Raw genomic sequence first — 16,386 nt, 5'->3', positions numbered from 1 at the left:
GCGCCGAGCAGTGACAGCCGCACGCCCGCCGCGAGCGCGCGGACGGTCGCGATCGTGCCGCGTCCGGCCCGGCTGACGCTCGGGTCGGGCGCGGGCTTCGGCGTCACCGCGACCACGCCCGTCCGCGCCGAGGGCGGTCCCGACGCCCAGGCCGCGGCGACGCTCGTGGCCGCGGAACTGAAGCTGCGGACGCCGCAGGCCGGCGCCGTGACGGGCGCCGCTCCCGGGATCACCTTCCGGCTCGACCCCGGGGCCGGGACCCCGCCGGAGGGCTACCGGCTCACCTCCGGGCCGTCCGGCGTGGTGATCACCGCGCGGGACGGCGCGGGGCTCTTCTACGGCGGCCAGACGCTGCGTCAACTCCTGCCCGCGGGGCAGGAGCCCGGCACCGTCCGCGCCCTGGTCGCCGACGACGCCCCGCGCTACGCCTACCGGGGCGCCGGACTGGACGTCGCCCGGCACTTCTTCACCGTCGCCCAGGTCGAGCAGTACGTCGACCTGCTGGCCCTGTACAAGTTCAACCACCTGCACCTGCACCTCACCGACGACCAGGGCTGGCGGATCGCCGTCAGCAGCCGCCCGCAACTCGCCGCCGTCGGCGCCCGTACGGAGGTCGGCGGCGGCCGGGGCGGCTTCTACACGGCGGCGGACTACGCCGCCATCGTCCGGTACGCCGCCGCCCGGCACATCACCGTGGTCCCGGAGGTCGACCTCCCCGGCCACAGCAACGCCGCGATCGTCTCCTACCCCGAGCTCGCCTGCCCGGGCGACGTGAAGCCCGCGCCGTACACCGGCACCGGCGTCGGCTTCAGCCGTGTCTGCACGAGCAAGGAGTCGACCTACACCTTTGTCGACGACGTGGTCACGGCCCTGGCGGAGCTCACCCCCGGCCCTCTGATCCATCTCGGCGGCGACGAGGCGAAGACGCTCGCCCCTGCGGACTACCGGGCCTTCATGGCGCGCGCGATCGCCATCGGCCGCGCCCACGGCAAGCAGGTCGTCGCCTGGGACGAGGCCGCGGCGGAGCAGCCGGACCTGCTCCAGGTCTGGCATCCGAAGAGCCAGTCGACCAGCTCTGTCGTCTCGGGCGTCACGGCCGCCGCCCGCCACGGCTCCAAGCTGCTCATGTCCCCGGCCGACCGCGCCTATCTGGACCAGAAGTACGCCCCGTCGACCCCCCTCGGCCTGGCCTGGGCCGGCTACGTCAGCGTCGAGCACGCCTACGACTGGAACCCCGACACCTACCTCCCCGGCATCCCCCGGGGCTCCGTCGCCGGGGTCGAGGCGATGCTGTGGACGGAGACCCTGACCACCCCGTCCGAGCTGCAGACGATGGACCTCCCGCGGCTCCCGGCCCTCGCGGAGGTGGCCTGGACGCCGCAGGCGGAACGCGGATGGAGGGACTTCCGCGTCCGCCTGGCGGCCCAGGCCCCGCTCTGGCGCTCCCAGGGGTGGACCTACACCCGCGCCGCCGGAGTGCCCTGGCAGTAGTACCCGCCCGGCTCCCCGGGCGGTGCCACCACTACGCCTGGGGTGAGCTCAGACGCGGACCAGGTGGACGACGGTGCTCGCCCAGTCCTCCTGCGGCAGGCCCAGGTCCAGCCCGCGTTCCAGCAGCACCGCGGCGCTGTGGACGCGGCCGGTGCGCAGGTCGCGGAAGTGCGCGTCGCGGGGGAGCCCGGCCAGGCGCAGCGGTGCGGCCGGGAGTCCGAAGCGGGGCTGCGGGAGCCAGGCGAAGACCGCCGCCTCCGCGGCGTCAGGGGCCAGGTACTGGACGGCCGTCAGGCTCTGCAGGTCGCCGGGCGGACGCAGCCGGAACAACGCGCCGTGCTGGACGAGGTGGCGGACCGTCTTGTACTCGGCGACCAGCTGCTCCGCCTCCTTCAGCTCCTCGGGCCGCCAGTGCGTCAGATCCCCGCCGACGCCCAGCACGCCGCTCATCGCGCTGTGGAAGCGGAACCGCAGCGGGATCGACCGCCCGGTCTGCTGGTTGGGCACGTCCGTCACCCACGCGGCCATGGTCCGCACCGGATACAGCTGGGAGTAGCCGTGTTGGATGACCAGGCGGTCGGCGGCGTCGGTGTTGTCGGAGATCCAGACCTGGTCCGTGCGCGCCAGGACGGCGGGGTCGACGCGGCCGCCGCCACCGCTGCACGCCTCGATGCGCAGCCGGGGGTGCGCCGCGCGGAGCCGGTCGACGACGGCGTGGTAGCCGCGGACGTGGTCGAACCAGAGGCGGTCGCCGCGCCCGCTCGGCTCGTCGGGCCAACCGGCCTCGGAGAAGGGACGGTTCATGTCCCACTTGAGGTAGTCGACATCGTTGTCGGCGACCAGGCGGGTGAGCCAGTCGAAGGCCCAGGCGGTGACGTCGGGGCGGGCGAAGTTCAGGACCAGCTGGTTGCGCAGCTCGGTGCGGTGGCGGTGCGGGAAGTGCAGCACCCAGTCGGGGTGGGCGCGGTAGAGGTCGCTGTCGGGGTTGACCATCTCCGGTTCGACCCACAGGCCGAAGGCCATCCCGAGCCGGTGCACCTCGTCCGCGAGCGGCCGCAGGCCGTCCGGGAACGCGCCCGGGTAGGGCGTCCAGTCGCCCAGGCCCGCGTGGTCGTCGCGGCGGGCGCCGAACCAGCCGTCGTCCATGACGAACAGCTCGACGCCGATCGAGGCGGCCAGCGACGCGAGCCGCTTCTGGTTGTCCAGGGTGACGCCGAAGCCGGTGGCCTCCCAGGAGTTGTAGAGGACCGGCCGTGTCTCCTCGGGGTGCGGCAGCGCGTGCGCGCGCAGGTGCGCGTGCCAGGCGCGGCTGAGCGCGCCGAAGCCGCCTTCGGCGACGTGGAGCGTGAGGACGGGCGGGGTCGTGTGGGTCTCACCGGGCCGGAGCGTGACGGTGACGGCGTCGTGGCCCGCGCCGACATTGAGCGAGAGCTGGTTGTCAGGGGTGCGTTGTAGCGTGATCTGCCAGGAGCCGCTCCACGCGAGCGCCGCGCTCCAGACCTGTCCGTGGTCCTCCGTCGCGTCGCCCGCGTCGAGGATCGCCCAGGGCTGGGCGCGGTGGCTGGTCGTGCCGGTGCGGCTGGTGAGGACGGTCTCGCCGCTGGGGAGCGGGGTGCGGCGCAGCTGGGTCTCGGCGCCCCAGCGGCCGACGGCGTGACCGAGGCGGTAGTCGTCGCGCGGAGGCAGGGAGAGCGTCGCCGAGTCGGCGCGCAGGGCCACGATGTCGTCGGAGACGCCCAGGTGGGCGAGCTCGGTCCAGCGTTCGATCACGTCGGTTTCGGGGTGGACGCGGTAGCCGAGGGTCGTGCGCAGCGGGTAGTGCGGGTCGCGGAAGTGCAGCAGCACGGTGGCAGGGTCGGGCTGTTCGTGTCCGTCGGCCTGCCAGGTCAGGGCTCGGGTGCCGTCGGCGAAGCGGACCCGCAGGGCCGGCGGGCCGTAGCGGTTGGCGCCGTCGACGGTCAGTTCCTCGGACGCTGCCCGCTGTCCGTCGAAGCTGCTGTGCGGCGCCGCGCCGGCGAGGGGCAGCGACGCGGCGTCGGCGAGGGTGAGCGGCCCGCCCCAGTGGACGTGGCGGGGCACGCCCTGGGCGTCGACGCGCAGGGCGTAGCTGGTGGAGCGCGTCGTCAGCAGCCAGGTGCCGGTGGCGCCGTCGTGGGAGACCGGGGTGGGGGAGGGGGGCTGGGAGATCGCAGGGGACGTCTGCGCAGCACGCATGGAGGATCCTCGCTGTTGGAACCTGTTGGGCTGTGTGCGGTTCTGAGCGTAGGGCCGTGCGAGGAGGTGTGAAAGAGGGCCCGAACCGGGAATCGGAACCCGGAGTCAGACCGGAAGGGAGGTGAGTGCCCGATGGACCCGATCGACGGCGGCCAGCGTCGTCGACGCGTGCGCGGACAGCCGCAGCTGGTCCGGGCGGACGGTCGCGGTGACGCCCTGCTCGGCGAGGCCCGCCGCGACGACGTCGGGCTCGGTGCGCGGCATGGTGAACGCCACGATGCCCGCGCGCTCCTGCTCGGCCTCCGGCGACAGCACGACGCCGCCCGCGCTGCGCACGGTGTCGATCAGCTGCGCCGTGCGCTCGGCGACATGCGCCTGGATCCGCGCCACTCCGGTCCGCAGCACCAGCTCCAGCCCGGCCGCGAAGGCCCCCGCCGCCACGGGGCTGAGGTTGGTGACCGAGAAGCGGGCCGCGTCGGACGCGGGCGCGTGCTCCTGGCTGTCGAACACGCCCGCGTCGAAGACGCCGGTCCAGCCCGTCAGCGTCGGCTCCAGCCGTTCCAGCGCGCGGGGAGAGGCGTACAGGAAGCCCGTGGACCAGCCGGATCGGAGCCACTTCTGACCGCCGGTCACCAGCAGGTCGGCGGCGGTCCACGGCAGGTCGGCGACGCCCATGCCCTGGATCGCGTCCACGACCAGCAGCCGGTCCGGGCCGATCACCTCGCGGATCCCGTCCAGGTCGGCGCGGTAGCCGGTGCGGTAGTCGACGGCCGAGAGCGAGACGGCGACGGTCTCCGGCGTCAGCGCCTGCCGCACCAGCTCGGGCGTCACCCGGCCGTACCCGTCGGGCTCCAACGAGACCGGCTGCACCCGGCCCAGCCGGGCCGCGCGCAGCCAGGGGTAGGCGTTGGCGGGGAACTCCCGCGCCGGCACCAGCACCGTGCCGTGCGGCAGGCCGAACGCGGCGTGGAACAGCCCGGTGCTGGCGTTCGGCAGCAGCGCCACCGCCTCCACCGGCACCTCCCCGATCAGCCGCGCCGCCGCGTGACGGGCTCGCAGCTCCTGCCGCATCAGCTCGTCCACGGTCGCGGAGTCCGCGTGCGCGCTCTGCTCCAGCAGGCGCTGGGTGGTGTCCAGCACGTCGCGCGAGGGCGGGCCGAACCGCCCGAAGTCGAGATAGCCCTCCGTCTCGGCGAAGTGCTCGGCGTAACCGGCGAGGCCGCCGGTCGCCGTCTGCGCGGGGTGGGCCGTCTGCGCGGGGTGGGAGCCGGGCACGGAAAGGGGGGACGCCATCGTTGATCTCTCCGACGGTTCGACCGTTTTTTCTGAGAGGCGGGTGACACTTGCTCCGTGGATACGCTCCCCATGAAGCCTAGAGAAGCGTCCGACGCGCGGGTAGACCGTATGCCGTCGGGGGCCGGCGCGGTGCGCTACACCGCCTCCGACGAGGTGAAACGGCGTGGCGTCCGGCGGATGAAGACGATCGCCACCGGCTTCCTGGTCGCGGCGACGGTGATCTACGTCCTGACCACCTGGGCGCTGCGCTCCGGGGCCGGCTCCTGGGCGGGCTACGTCCAGGCCGCCGCCGAGGCCGGCATGGTCGGCGCGCTCGCCGACTGGTTCGCCGTGACGGCGCTGTTCAAGCGCCCGCTCGGCCTGCCGATCCCGCACACGGCGATCATCCCGACCAAGAAGGACGCCTTCGGCGTCAGCCTCGGCACCTTCGTCGGCGAGAACTTCCTCTCCGTCGAGGTGGTCCGCGCCCGGCTGCGGTCGCTCGGCGTTGGCAAGCGGCTCGGCCTGTGGCTCTCCGCGCCCGGCAGTGCGGAGAAGGTCACCCGCGAGGCGTCCGCCGCGCTGCGCGGCGCGCTCGCGGTGCTGCGCGACGAGGACGTCCAGGCCGTGATCGGCGAGGCGATCACCCGCCGCGCGGCCGCCCAGCCCGTCGCGCAGCCGCTCGGCCGGATGCTCTCCCGCGTCGTCGAGGAGGGCGGCCACCGCGGCGTGGTCGACCTGTGCGCGGTCCGCCTCCACGACTGGCTGGTCGTCCACCGCGAGCAGGTGATCCGGACGATCTCGGAGGAGGCCCCCGGCTGGACCCCGAAGTTCATCGACAACCAGATCGGGGTGCGCGTCTACAAGGAACTGCTCCGCTTCGCCACCGAGATCCGGGACGACCCCGGTCACGCGGCGCGCGGCGCCATCGACAGCTTCCTGTCCGACTTCGCCGCAGAGCTGCGCGAGGACCCCGAGACCATCGGGCGGATCGAGCGGGCCAAGGCCGACCTGCTCTCCCGCCCCGAGGTGCAGGACCTCATCGCCTCCGCGTGGTCGGCCGTGCGCGGCATGGTCCTGGAGGCCGCGGAGGACGAGAACAGCCAGCTGCGCCTGCGCATCCGCGACGGCCTGCGCAGCTTCGGCGCCCGCCTGGCCGACGACCCGCGCATGCAGGAGAAGGTCGACGGCTGGCTGGAGGACGCCGCGGAGTACGTGGTGGACACCTACCGCAGCGAGATCACCTCGCTGATCTCCGAGACCGTCGCCGGCTGGGACGCGCAGGAGGCCTCCCGCAAGATCGAGGCCAACGTCGGCCGCGACCTCCAGTTCATCCGCATCAACGGCACCGTCGTCGGCGCGATCGCGGGCCTGCTGATCCACGCCCTGTCGGTGCTGCTCTGAGCCGACTCGCTACAGGCCGGTGGCCCGCAGCGCCTTCCACAGCTTCTGGTCCTCCCAGTGGGCTGTGCGAGCCTCGCCGTGGAGGAGGCCCTCGTCGACCTGGAAGTATCGCCATTCGAAGCCGTCCTGCTTGGTCGGCTTCTGCGGACAGTCGGCGACCCAGGTGGACTTCTGGTACAGCCTGCGCTCCTGGTAAGGGCGGGGAGCCGGCTTCTCCTGTCCGTGGACGAGAGTCCGCGCGAGCAGCCACTCGTCGTTGAACATGGTGTGCCGCGCCCTGGCGAGCGCGATCTCACGTTGATCGGCGCCGACAGGGATCAAGGCAGCGACGGAGTTCGGACTGCCGCAGACCCAGACCCGCCCGGCGGGCTCGAACTGCGGTGGCCCGCCGATGCCGCTGTACGGATAGACCTCCGCGACCGGAGCTCCGCTGTGGAGGTCCACGAGCTGCATCACCTTGGTCCGGACCCAGCGGTTCACCGGGAACCAGACGAGTTCCTCCTCCGTCTGCCGTTGCCATCGGCCGTAGCGGTAGCCGTACTCCTGCCACGGGCAGTGCGTGAGCAGCAGTTCGACCGCGCGGGCAGGTCCTTCCGGGAGCGCGTCGAAGGGCTGCCGGGACTGCGCCTTCTCGGCCGCGATCGCCGCCTGGACGGTGGGATCGTGGAGCGGGGACGGGGAAGCGGGGCCGTACATGGGTCTCCTATCCGAGTGCGGCGCGGATGCTGCTGGTCTCCGGCTCGGGCGGCGGCGGGTCGAAGCTCAAGGACGCGGCGAACTCGACCATCATCATCCGGAACTCCGGCCCGTGGGCGATGAACGGCGTGGCGAACTCCACGGCCGCCAGCTTGCTGCCGTCCGCCGACGCGACCAGGGCCTCGATGGTGAAGACCGGCGTGGTGGCGTTCTGGTCCTCGTCGAGCGGCGTCGGGACGTCGCGGACCGTCTCGTGGAAGAGCACCGGAACGCCGAGGAGGTCGACCAGGGAGACCTCGGTGTCCTCGTCCTCCCCGTCGACGTCGAGCCGGGCGGCCATCTCGCCGAGCAGTTGGCGCGGATCGCCCTCCGCTCCGGTGCTCTGGACCGCGACGACCAGCGTCGAGGTCACCACCTCGCCATCCCCGGGCGAGAGGTGCCGGCCGAGGCCGCAGTAGGCGGCGTTGCGGTCGGCAAGGTCCAGCAGCAGGGCGTTGAGCGCTGCAGCGGTGGGCTCGACGAACTGCCGCAGTTCGTCCGGGGCCAGCTCGGTGACGAGGGTCGCCGCGCGTTCGAGGGATCCGGTGATGTCCTTCAGCGGGAGGGCGGTGTAGCCCTCGGGAATGTCGCCCCACACGCTCAGACCGGGCTCCGGTTGGGAAACGCCGCCGAGGCGGTCGAAGATGTCACCCATCAGAACGCCTCCTGGATGTCCTTGCGCAGGTGCGACACCACGCCCACCGACTTGAGGGCGACACCGACGGAATGGGCGGTCGTCTCGACCTGCTTCTCCGTCTCCGCGGCTTTGTCCAGGGCGGACATCTGGACGGCCCTGCTCTTGGCGAGGATCTTGGCTGCGAACCCGGGGTTGTCGGCGGCCTTGTCGGCGATCTGGTAGAGCTTCGGCAGCATCCCGGCGCCCTCCGTCGCCGCCTCGGTGCCCTTGACGGCGGCCTTGAGGCCGACACCCGCCATCTTGCCGAGCCCCGCCGCGCCGGGCACCACGCTCAGCACGTCGCCGACACCCGTGGCGAGCGCGCCCAGCGACTCCTTGTTGATGTGGCCGGTCAGCAACTCGCCGATCCCCTTGCGGAACTGGGGGTTGGCCAGGTCGGTCGCCAGCGCGCCCGCCCCCGCGACCAGAGCGATCGCGCCCGCCACGATGTCGATCGGCGGCGGCGTGACCAGTGCGATCAGGCCGGCGATCGCCGAGATGGTGGAGAGGATGTTGTGGATCAGGTCCAGGTGCGTGGATATCCAGTGCCCGACCGCGCCGAGGCCGGAGGTGAAGTCGTTCCACAACCGGCTGAACATGCCCGGCTTGTGCGGGGCGAGGTCGTGGGCGGCGTGGTCCAGCTCCTGGGCGCAGCGGCGGGCCAGCGACTCGTGCTCGGAGGCGAGTTCCTGCGCCCGCTTGAGTATCGACTCCAGCTGTCCCTGGGCGTCGTTCACGGCGGCCTGCGCGTCGTTCACCGCCGTCACGGCGGTGTCGAGGGCCTGTTGGGCCTGGTCCAGCGCCTGCTGGTTGTCGAAGGTCTGACCGGCCAGGGCGAGATCCGGGTTGGCCTGGGCGTCCTTGAGCCGGGCGGTGGCCTGGTCGAGCGCGGCCTGGGCCGAGGCGGCCTCGGAGTCGAGCCGGGAGGCGGTGCCCTTGAAGTCGACCAGGTGGCCGCCCCAGTCGGTGAGCACGCCGAGGGCGCGCTCGAGCGAGGTCTGCGCGGTCTGCAGACGCTGCGTCAGTTCGCTGTCCAGATGACCGCGGAAGGCGTCGCCGGCCGCGCCCTCCCACAGTCCGCTGCCGGCCTGCTCGACCTGGCCGAGCAGGGCGCCGGACTCCTTGAGCGAGCCGGTGGCCCGGGTCAGCGCCGTGGTGACGGCGGTGACCTCCGCCGGCACGCCCGGGACCGGGTTGAAGCCCAGGTGCGGGTACTCGCTGCTGATCTCGCGCAGCACGCCGGTCATCAGCGACCACCCCCGGTCGAAGCGCCGCCGGTCTTGGGGGCGAGCTGGTCGATCTGGCCCGCGAGCGGCTGGACCTCCTGCGAGCCGATCTGGTTCAGCGCCTGCTGCAGGGCCTGCTCCATCTGCTGGTAGCCCGACTGGGCCTGCTTCAGACCCTCGTCGGTGTCGGACAGGCTCTGCTTGAGCTGGCCGAGCCCGTACTGCCAGGTGCTCTGGAAGTCGTTCGCCGCACGGTCGAGTTCGTCGGTGCCGATCTGTGCGCCCTCCGAGCCGCCCATCAGCCGCAGTGCCTGTTCCATCTGGTCGCCCGCCTGCTGGAGCGCGGACGTCATCCGCGCCAGCGCGTCCAAGTCGACCTGGTAGTAGTCGGCCACGGTGTCCCCCGACCCCCCGTTCCCCTGTTCCGGTCCCGTTCGCGTGTTCTTCCGCTGATCCGTCACGCTATCTCACCGCATGAGAGGCTGGGACCGGCCTGTCCGTGTGAAGACGGTCCGGCCGATCGCGGCCGATCTGGGAGGAAGAGAACATGTCGCTGCGGGCGTTCATCGCGGGGATGCCGAAGGCGGAACTGCACGTGCACCACGTCGGCTCGGCGTCGCCGCAGGTCGTGGCGGGTCTTGCGGCGCGGCACGAGGGGCGCACCTCGGTGCCCGCCGATCCGCAGGCGCTGGCGAGGTACTTCGAGTTCACCGACTTCGCCCACTTCATCGAGGTCTACCTCTCCGTCGTCGACCTGGTCCGCGACGCCGAGGACGTGCGGGCGCTGACCTACGGCGTCGCCCAGGACATGGCCCGGCAGAACATCCGGTACGCGGAGCTGACGGTCACCCCCTACAGCTCCGTCAAGCGCGGGATCCCTGGCGAGGCGTTCATGGAGGCCATCGAGGACGCCCGCGTCGCCGCCGAGAAGGAGCTCGGGGTCACCCTGCGCTGGTGCTTCGACATCCCCGGCGAGGCCGGGCTGGAGTCCGCGGAGGTCACCGAGCGGCTCGCGCTCGACCTGCGGCCGGACGGGCTGGTCAGCTTCGGGCTCGGCGGGCCCGAGATCGGCGTGCCGCGGCCGCAGTTCCAGCCGTTCTTCGACCGGGCCCGCGCGGCCGGCCTGCACAGCGTGCCGCACGCGGGCGAGAGCACCGGGCCGGAGACGGTCTGGGACGCGCTGCGCCTCCTCGGCGCGGAGCGCATCGGCCACGGGACGCAGTCCGTCAAGGACCCGGCGCTGGTGGACTACCTGGGGGAGCACCGGATCCCGCTGGAGGTCTGCCCGACCTCGAACATCGCCACCCGCGTGGTGACCCGGATGGAGGACCACCCGATCCGGCGGATGGTGGACGCCGGGCTGGTCGTGACGGTCAACAGCGACGACCCGCCGATGTTCGGCACCGACCTGAACCGCGAGTACGAGGTGGTCGCGGAGCTGCTGGGGCTGGACGAGGCGGGCGTCGCGGAGCTGGCGCGCGACGCCGTCCGCTCCTCCTTCCTGGAGGAGGGCGGCAAGGCACGGCTCCTCGCCGAGATCGACGCGCATCTGGCGGAGGCGCGCCCCGAGGCGTAATCTGACGGCGCGTCAGGGAGCTCAGGGCCGAGACGCGTGGGGAGCCGGGATGGGACCGCGGTGGCTGTGGGGACTGCGCCGCGGTCTCATCCTCTTCGGCGAACTGGCCGTCACGCTCGGGCTGGTGACCGTCCTGCTGGCGACGTACGAGCTGTGGTGGACCAACCGCGTCGCCGAGGCCAACGCCTCGGGCGCCGTGTCCGCGCTCGAGCACCAGTGGGACCAGCAGGCGCAGCGGTCGGGAACGGCCCCGACGCCCGCGCCGACCTCGGGCGCGTCCGCGGGCGGCGCGCCCGCGCGGGCCTCCGGCGGCGGCAGCTGGGACGCCGGCGCGGCGGGAGGCTCCGGAGGCTCCGTGGGCGGCACCGGGATCAACGGCATGGCCAGGGACCTCACCGCGTTCGCGGTGGTCCGGATCCCCGCGCTCGGCCTGGTCTTCCCCGTCGCCCAGGGCGTCGACAAGTACGCCGTGCTGAACCACGGCTACATCGGCCACTACCCCGGCACCGCCATGCCGGGCCAGGAGGGCAACTTCGCCATCGCCGGGCACCGCAACACCCACGGCGAGCCGTTCCGCCACCTGGACCGGATCAGCGTCGGCGACGCGGTGATCGTCGAGGTCTCCGGCTGGGACTACGTCTACCGCGTCGACTCGATCCTGCCGCAGACCGAGCCGAGCGACGGCACCGTCGTCCTGCCCGAGCCGTACAGCACCGACCATCCCTCCAGCCGGTACGGCTACCGCACGCCGGGCCGGTACATCACGCTCACCACCTGCACGCCCGCGTTCACCTCGCTCTACCGGATGGTGGTCTGGGGTCGTCTCGTCGGGCAGCAGCCGCGTCCGGCTACCGTGGGGGCGTGAGTCCACCACCCTCGCAGGCTCCTCGCCTGCCGCACGCGCCCGGCGCACCCGTCCGGGCCGGCATCCCCGAGCACGGCCGGATGCCCAAGTACTACCTGGCCAAGGCGCAACTGACGGAACTCCTCGACGAGTTGGGCGAGGGCGCGACGCTCCCCGCCGAGCGCGAGCTGGCCGAGCGCTACGGCGTGGCCCGGGAGACGCTCCGGCTCGCCCTGCGCGAGCTGCTGCTGGAGGGCCGGGTCCGACGCCAGGGGCGCGGCACCGTCGTCGCCGGGCCGAAGATCGAGCAGCCGCTCGCGCTCGGGTCCTACACCGAGGGCGTGCGCCGTCGGGGCCACACGCCCGGCCGCCGCCTGATCGGCCTGGAGCGGTTCGCCGCGGCCGACGACGCCGCACGCGAACTCGGGGTCGAGCGCGGCGACTTCGTCTGGCACCTGGAGCGCGTGCTGCTCGTCGACGACGAGCGCGTCGGCCTGGAGAGCACCTACGCGCCGGTGGCGTTGCTGCCCCGCATGGACCAGGACTTCGACCCGGCGGGATCCTTCTACGCCTACGCGCGCGACGCGGGCGGCCTGGTCTCCGGCGGTGGCGAGGAGCGGATCGAGACCGTCCTGGCCACCCCGCGCGAGGCGCTGCTCATCGGCACGCCTCCGGCGCTGCCCATGCTGCTGCTCCATCGGCGTAGTTGGGATGCGAAGGGCCGCCCGTTCGAGCGGGTCCGCACCCTCTACCGAGGCGACCGGTTCAGCTTCTCCACCGAGCTCAGGGCCGCCGAGTAGGACGGGCGTCCGGAACGGCGAAGGGGGATTCCAGGTCACGAATCGATAACGGGTCTAGTCCAAACGTGCCACTCCTGTTCATGCTGGATTCACCGGGAAGGTCCCGCCGCGCAATGAGGGAGATCGAAGGTCGTCGGCGTGAAGGTCATCGTTGTGGGAGCAGGAGCGCTGGGGACCATGCATGCCTGGCATGCCGTCCAGCGCGGTCATGAGGTCGTCCACCTGGAGCGGGAGGAGCAGGCGCGCGGTGCGTCCCTGCGGAACTTCGGCCTGGTCTGGGTGGGCGGCCGGTCCGAGGGAGCCGAGCTCGACACCGCGCTGCGGGCCCGGGAGCTGTGGGAGGGCATAGCCGCCGAGGTGCCGGGGATCGGGTTCCGTCCCTCCGGCTCGCTCACCGTGGTGCGCACCGAGGCGGAGCGCGCCGTCGCCGCCGAGATGGTCGCCCGGGACGACGCCGCGGTGCGCGGCTGGGAGTGGCTGGACGCGGACGCCGTCCGCGAGGCCAACCCGGCGCTGGGCGGCAAGTACCTGGGCGCGCTGTGGTCCCCGTACGACGCCCAGGTGGAGCCGCGGGTCACCCAGCGCGCCCTCCAGGACCACCTGCACGCCAGTGGCCGCTACACCTTCCTCGGCGGACGCGAGGTCCGCGAGGTCGTCGGCGAGAACGCGGTCCGCGACGACCGCGGCGAGCTGCACACCGGCGACCGCGTGGTGCTCTGCACCGGCGCCTGGCTCGGCGGCCTGGTCCGCGAGCTCGCCCCGCAGCTGCCGGTCCGCAAGGTGCGGCTCCAGATGATGCAGACCGAGCCGCTGGACGTGCCGCTGACCACCTCCGTCGCCGACGGCGACAGCTTCCGCTACTACCCCGCGTACCAGGGACCGGCCCTGGACCGCCTGAACGACGGTCAGGCGCAGCACCCGATCGCCGCCGAGCACCGCATGCAGCTGCTGCTGGTCCAGCGCCGCGACGGCTCGCTGACCATCGGCGACACCCACGAGTACGACCAGCCCTTCGGCTTCGACGTCGTCGAGGAGCCGTACGCGTACCTGCGCGGCGTGGTCGAGGACCTGCTCGGCCGCCCGATGCCGGCGATCCGCCACCGCTGGGCGGGCGTCTACGCCCAGTGCGTGGACACCACCCGCGTCGTCCACCGCGAGCAGGTGCGCGAGGGCGTCTGGCTGGTGACCGGCCCCGGTGGCCGCGGCATGACCTGTTCGCCCGCGATCGGCGAGGCGACCGTGAACGAGATGGGACTGTGATGGCTGGTCAGAACGGAACGACGACCAAGCTGGTGGTCCTCGACATGGCCGGGACGACGGTCGCCGACGGCGGCCTGGTCGAGCTGGCCTTCGAGGCGGCCGCCCGCGAGCTCGGCGTCGAGCCCGGCAGCGAGCGCCACGACGCGATGCTCGCCGACGTCCGCGCCACGATGGGCGAGAGCAAGATCACCGTCTTCCGCCGCCTCTTCGGCGAGGAGACCCTCGCCCAGCGTGCCAACGTCGCCTTCGAGGCGGCCTACGACCGCCTGGTCGGCGAGGGCCACTGCGCGCCGATCGAGGGCGCCCAGGAGACGATCGCGCGGCTGCGCGACGCCGGACTGACGGTCGTGCTGACCACCGGCTTCAGCGGCTCCACGCAGCAGCGGATCATCGAGGCGCTCGGCTGGCAGAAGCTCGTCGACCTGGCCCTGTGCCCGGCCGACGCCGGCCGCGGCCGCCCGTACCCGGACCTCGCGCTCGCCGCGTTCCTGCGGACCGGCGCCGCCGACAGCGTCGCCGAGATGGCCGTCCTCGGCGACACCGGCTACGACATGCAGTGCGGCGTCCGCTCCGGCGCGGGCATCGTCGCGGGCGTCCTCACCGGCGCGCACGACGCCGTGCGCCTGCGCGAGGACGGCGCGACGCACGTGCTCGCGAGCGTCGCGGACCTGCCGGCGCTGGTGCTGTAAGGCACGTCGGGCCCAGGCAGGCAGCAGGAGTGCGGGGTCCGTACCGGTCTGCGGCCGTGCCGCGCGGACGCGGGTTGCCTCAGGGGTGGGGAGTCGCGTCCGCCGCCGCAGCCGCAGGTCGGTACCGGCCCCGCACTCCTGGAAGTTCGGCGGGGCGCGGCGGTGCGGCGGCCGTCCTGCCTGGTGGGACGGGGCGCGGGCGGAGAGGTGGTCCGACTACGCTGGCGGTGGTCAGGGCAGTCAGTGATTCACCAGTTCACCAGAGTGGAGAAACGGTCGTGGCTCAGAGCAACTCCGCCGCCGAAGCGAGCCCTGTCGACGCGAAGGCCACCGCGCCGCGCAAGCCCATCGAGTCCTGGCTGACGGACATGGACGGCGTCCTCGTCCACGAGGGCACGGTCATCCCCGGCGCCGGCGATTTCATCGGCAGGCTGCGGGAGTCCGGCAAGCCGTTCCTCGTGCTGACCAACAACTCGATCTACACGCCGCGTGACCTGCACGCGCGTCTGAAGGGCATGGGCCTGGACGTGCCGGAGGAGTCCATCTGGACCTCCGCGCTGGCCACCGCCAAGTTCCTGGCCGGGCAGCGCCCCGGCGGCACCGCCTACGTCATCGGCGAGGCGGGCCTGACCACCGCGCTGCACCAGGTCGGCTACGTGCTGACCGACAGCAACCCCGACTACGTCGTCCTCGGCGAGACCCGCACCTACAGCTTCGAGGCGCTGACGAAGGCGATCCGCCTGATCAACGCGGGTGCGCGTTTCATCTGCACCAACCCCGACGAGACCGGCCCCTCCACGGAGGGCGTGCTGCCGGCCACCGGCTCGGTCGCCGCGCTGATCACCAAGGCGACCGGCGTCGAGCCCTACTTCGTCGGCAAGCCCAACCCGCTGATGATGCGTGAGGCGCTGAACGCGCTGAACGCGCACTCCGAGACCACGGCGATGATCGGCGACCGGATGGACACCGACATCAAGTCCGGCATGGAGGCGGGCCTGAAGACCTTCCTGGTGCTGACCGGACTGACCACGCAGGCCGAGGTCGACCGCTTCCCCTACCGCCCGTCGCGGGTGGTCAAGTCGGTCGCGGAGCTGGTCGAGGAGATCTGAGTCGAGGACATCTGAGTCAAGGACATCCCGGGATCGCTCACGCGATCGACGTCTGGCTGGGCCGGACGGGTGGCACGGCATCCCCGTGCTCACCCGGCCGGCCCAGTCGGTGTTTCGGGTACGGAGCGATCGTCATATTTCTTACACGCAGTCAGATGTGAGGTGCCGAACCGGAGAGCGAAGCGCGAGGCGGAAGAGGAGAGGGAGAGCGTATGGCGATGCGGCGGAGGGCGATCGCGAGTGCACTCGCGTCCGCCGCGCTCCCGATGATGCTGTGCTGCGCGGGACCGGCCCTGGCCTCCGACGCCGCGCCCGCACCGGGCGGCGGCACGACGCTCGTCACCGTCAGCGGCGGCCCGCCGCAGGCCGCGGTCGCCGCCGCGCCGCGTGGAGCCGTGCGGCCGAAGGCCCAACCGCCCCTCGTGCTGGAGACGTTGACCGTCGACCCGGAACAGAGCCGACCCGGTGCGACCGTCGACCTGCGGACCTTCGCCGACTGCGGCGACACCAGCACCGGCGAGGTCCGCTCGGCGGCGTTCGCCGCACCCGTCGCCCTCGCGCTGGCCGCGGACGGCGGCCTCTACGCGGCGGCCCGGCTCGCGCCCGACGTGAAGCCCGGCAGCTACCTCGTCCACGAGTTCTGCGCGGGCCACCCGGTCGCCGCGGGCCGGCTCACGATCGCCGACCTCGGCGCGCCCGCGGCCGGCGGCGGCTGGCGCGTCCTGGGCGCGCAGTCCGCCGCGGCAACGCCCTCGGCACCCGCGCCCCCCACCTTCCCCCGCGACGCGGCGCTCGGCCTCGTCCTGGCCTCCCTCACCGGCCTGGCCACCCTCGGCCTGCGCCGCCTCGGCTTCCACGTCCGCCTCCACGCCCACCCGGCGGACGCCGATGCGTGAGCGACGGGAGACGACGCAGACGCAGCGCCCCCGTCCCGGCACGCAGGCGCGCGTCGACGGCAGGGCGGGCGGCCCGGTGCCGGAGGGCGTGCCGGTGCGGCCGCGTGCGGCCGGGGGTCTGCAGGGGAGTTCGGCGCGGGCGGGTGCGTCCGGTGCGGGGTTGCCTGCGGCGGTGCGGTCGGTGCTGGGGT

General features: G+C 73.0%; 16 protein-coding genes. 10 read left to right on the top strand and 6 right to left on the bottom strand.

The genetic code is table 11. The annotated features are described in order from the left end of the window. Window positions 1-1,491, top strand: a 1,491-nt coding sequence (locus TR50_RS34075) for a beta-N-acetylhexosaminidase (RefSeq protein ID WP_052441665.1), incomplete at its 5' end; no start/stop codon positions are given. Window positions 1,492-1,539: 48 nt separating this feature from the next. On the opposite strand, the gene TR50_RS34070 is transcribed toward TR50_RS34075, so the two are convergent. Together TR50_RS34070 and TR50_RS34065 are read right to left on the bottom strand one after the other, a co-directional pair. After that, window positions 1,540-3,705 (bottom strand): alpha-galactosidase, encoded by a 2,166-nt coding sequence (locus tag TR50_RS34070; RefSeq protein ID WP_084701445.1) that lies wholly within the window; start codon window positions 3,703-3,705, stop codon window positions 1,540-1,542. Between the two features lie 105 nt (window positions 3,706-3,810). After that, window positions 3,811-4,998: an aminotransferase class V-fold PLP-dependent enzyme gene (locus TR50_RS34065; RefSeq protein WP_084701443.1), complete on the bottom strand. Its 1,188-nt coding sequence runs from the start codon at window positions 4,996-4,998 to the stop codon at window positions 3,811-3,813. Window positions 4,999-5,109: 111 nt separating this feature from the next. Here TR50_RS34065 and TR50_RS34060 point away from each other — a divergent pair, with 111 nt between their 5' ends. Next, a complete protein-coding gene (locus TR50_RS34060; RefSeq protein ID WP_042431413.1) occupies window positions 5,110-6,384 on the top strand; it encodes a DUF445 domain-containing protein in 1,275 nt (424 codons plus the stop codon). Between the two features lie 9 nt (window positions 6,385-6,393). On the opposite strand, the gene TR50_RS34055 is transcribed toward TR50_RS34060, so the two are convergent. From TR50_RS34055 to TR50_RS34040, 4 genes are read right to left on the bottom strand one after another with little or no spacing between them, the layout of a single operon-like run. After that, window positions 6,394-7,080, bottom strand: a complete 687-nt coding sequence (locus TR50_RS34055) for a hypothetical protein (RefSeq protein WP_042431411.1) — start codon at window positions 7,078-7,080, stop codon at window positions 6,394-6,396. Window positions 7,081-7,087: 7 nt separating this feature from the next. Continuing rightward, complete coding sequence (locus TR50_RS34050) at window positions 7,088-7,774, bottom strand: hypothetical protein (protein ID WP_042431409.1); 687 nt, start codon at window positions 7,772-7,774, stop codon at window positions 7,088-7,090. Next, window positions 7,774-9,042: a hypothetical protein gene (locus TR50_RS34045; protein WP_052441664.1), complete on the bottom strand. Its 1,269-nt coding sequence runs from the start codon at window positions 9,040-9,042 to the stop codon at window positions 7,774-7,776. Before TR50_RS34045 ends, TR50_RS34050 begins: the two co-directional genes overlap by 1 nt. Further along, on the bottom strand, window positions 9,042-9,416 hold the full coding sequence (locus TR50_RS34040) for a DUF6317 family protein (protein ID WP_042431406.1): 375 nt from the start codon (window positions 9,414-9,416) through the stop codon (window positions 9,042-9,044). The genes TR50_RS34045 and TR50_RS34040 overlap by 1 nt, the downstream gene beginning before the upstream one ends. Before the next feature lie 152 nt (window positions 9,417-9,568). On the opposite strand from TR50_RS34040, the gene TR50_RS34035 reads away from it, so the two are divergent. From TR50_RS34035 to TR50_RS49375, 8 genes are all read left to right on the top strand, one after another. After that, window positions 9,569-10,597, top strand: a complete 1,029-nt coding sequence (locus tag TR50_RS34035; RefSeq protein WP_042431404.1) for an adenosine deaminase — start codon at window positions 9,569-9,571, stop codon at window positions 10,595-10,597. A 49-nt stretch (window positions 10,598-10,646) separates the two neighbouring features. Then, on the top strand, window positions 10,647-11,462 hold the full coding sequence (locus TR50_RS34030) for a class E sortase (protein ID WP_042431403.1): 816 nt from the start codon (window positions 10,647-10,649) through the stop codon (window positions 11,460-11,462). Further along, on the top strand, window positions 11,459-12,241 hold the full coding sequence (locus TR50_RS34025; protein ID WP_236654708.1) for a GntR family transcriptional regulator: 783 nt from the start codon (window positions 11,459-11,461) through the stop codon (window positions 12,239-12,241). Before TR50_RS34030 ends, TR50_RS34025 begins: the two co-directional genes overlap by 4 nt. Before the next feature lie 138 nt (window positions 12,242-12,379). Beyond that, on the top strand, window positions 12,380-13,501 hold the full coding sequence (locus tag TR50_RS34020) for a TIGR03364 family FAD-dependent oxidoreductase (RefSeq protein ID WP_042431401.1): 1,122 nt from the start codon (window positions 12,380-12,382) through the stop codon (window positions 13,499-13,501). Beyond that, the gene (locus TR50_RS34015; RefSeq protein ID WP_042431394.1) at window positions 13,501-14,190 is read left to right on the top strand and encodes a phosphonatase-like hydrolase; all 690 of its coding nucleotides are present in this window, start codon (window positions 13,501-13,503) and stop codon (window positions 14,188-14,190) included. Before TR50_RS34020 ends, TR50_RS34015 begins: the two co-directional genes overlap by 1 nt. A 368-nt stretch (window positions 14,191-14,558) precedes the next feature. Continuing rightward, window positions 14,559-15,299 (top strand): HAD-IIA family hydrolase, encoded by a 741-nt coding sequence (locus TR50_RS34010; RefSeq protein ID WP_042431464.1) that lies wholly within the window; start codon window positions 14,559-14,561, stop codon window positions 15,297-15,299. 212 nt (window positions 15,300-15,511) lie between these two features. Then, window positions 15,512-16,195, top strand: a complete 684-nt coding sequence (locus tag TR50_RS43200; protein ID WP_052441663.1) for a hypothetical protein — start codon at window positions 15,512-15,514, stop codon at window positions 16,193-16,195. Then, window positions 16,188-16,386 (top strand): hypothetical protein (locus TR50_RS49375; protein ID WP_236654707.1); only part of this gene is annotated, 199 nt, incomplete at its 3' end. The genes TR50_RS43200 and TR50_RS49375, both read left to right, overlap by 8 nt.

This window comes from Streptacidiphilus anmyonensis (assembly GCF_000787855.1).
GTDB lineage: Bacteria > Actinomycetota > Actinomycetes > Streptomycetales > Streptomycetaceae > Streptacidiphilus > Streptacidiphilus anmyonensis.
The sequence above is the reverse complement of the archived record's forward strand: the minus strand, read 5'-3'. Positions and strand labels throughout refer to the sequence as shown.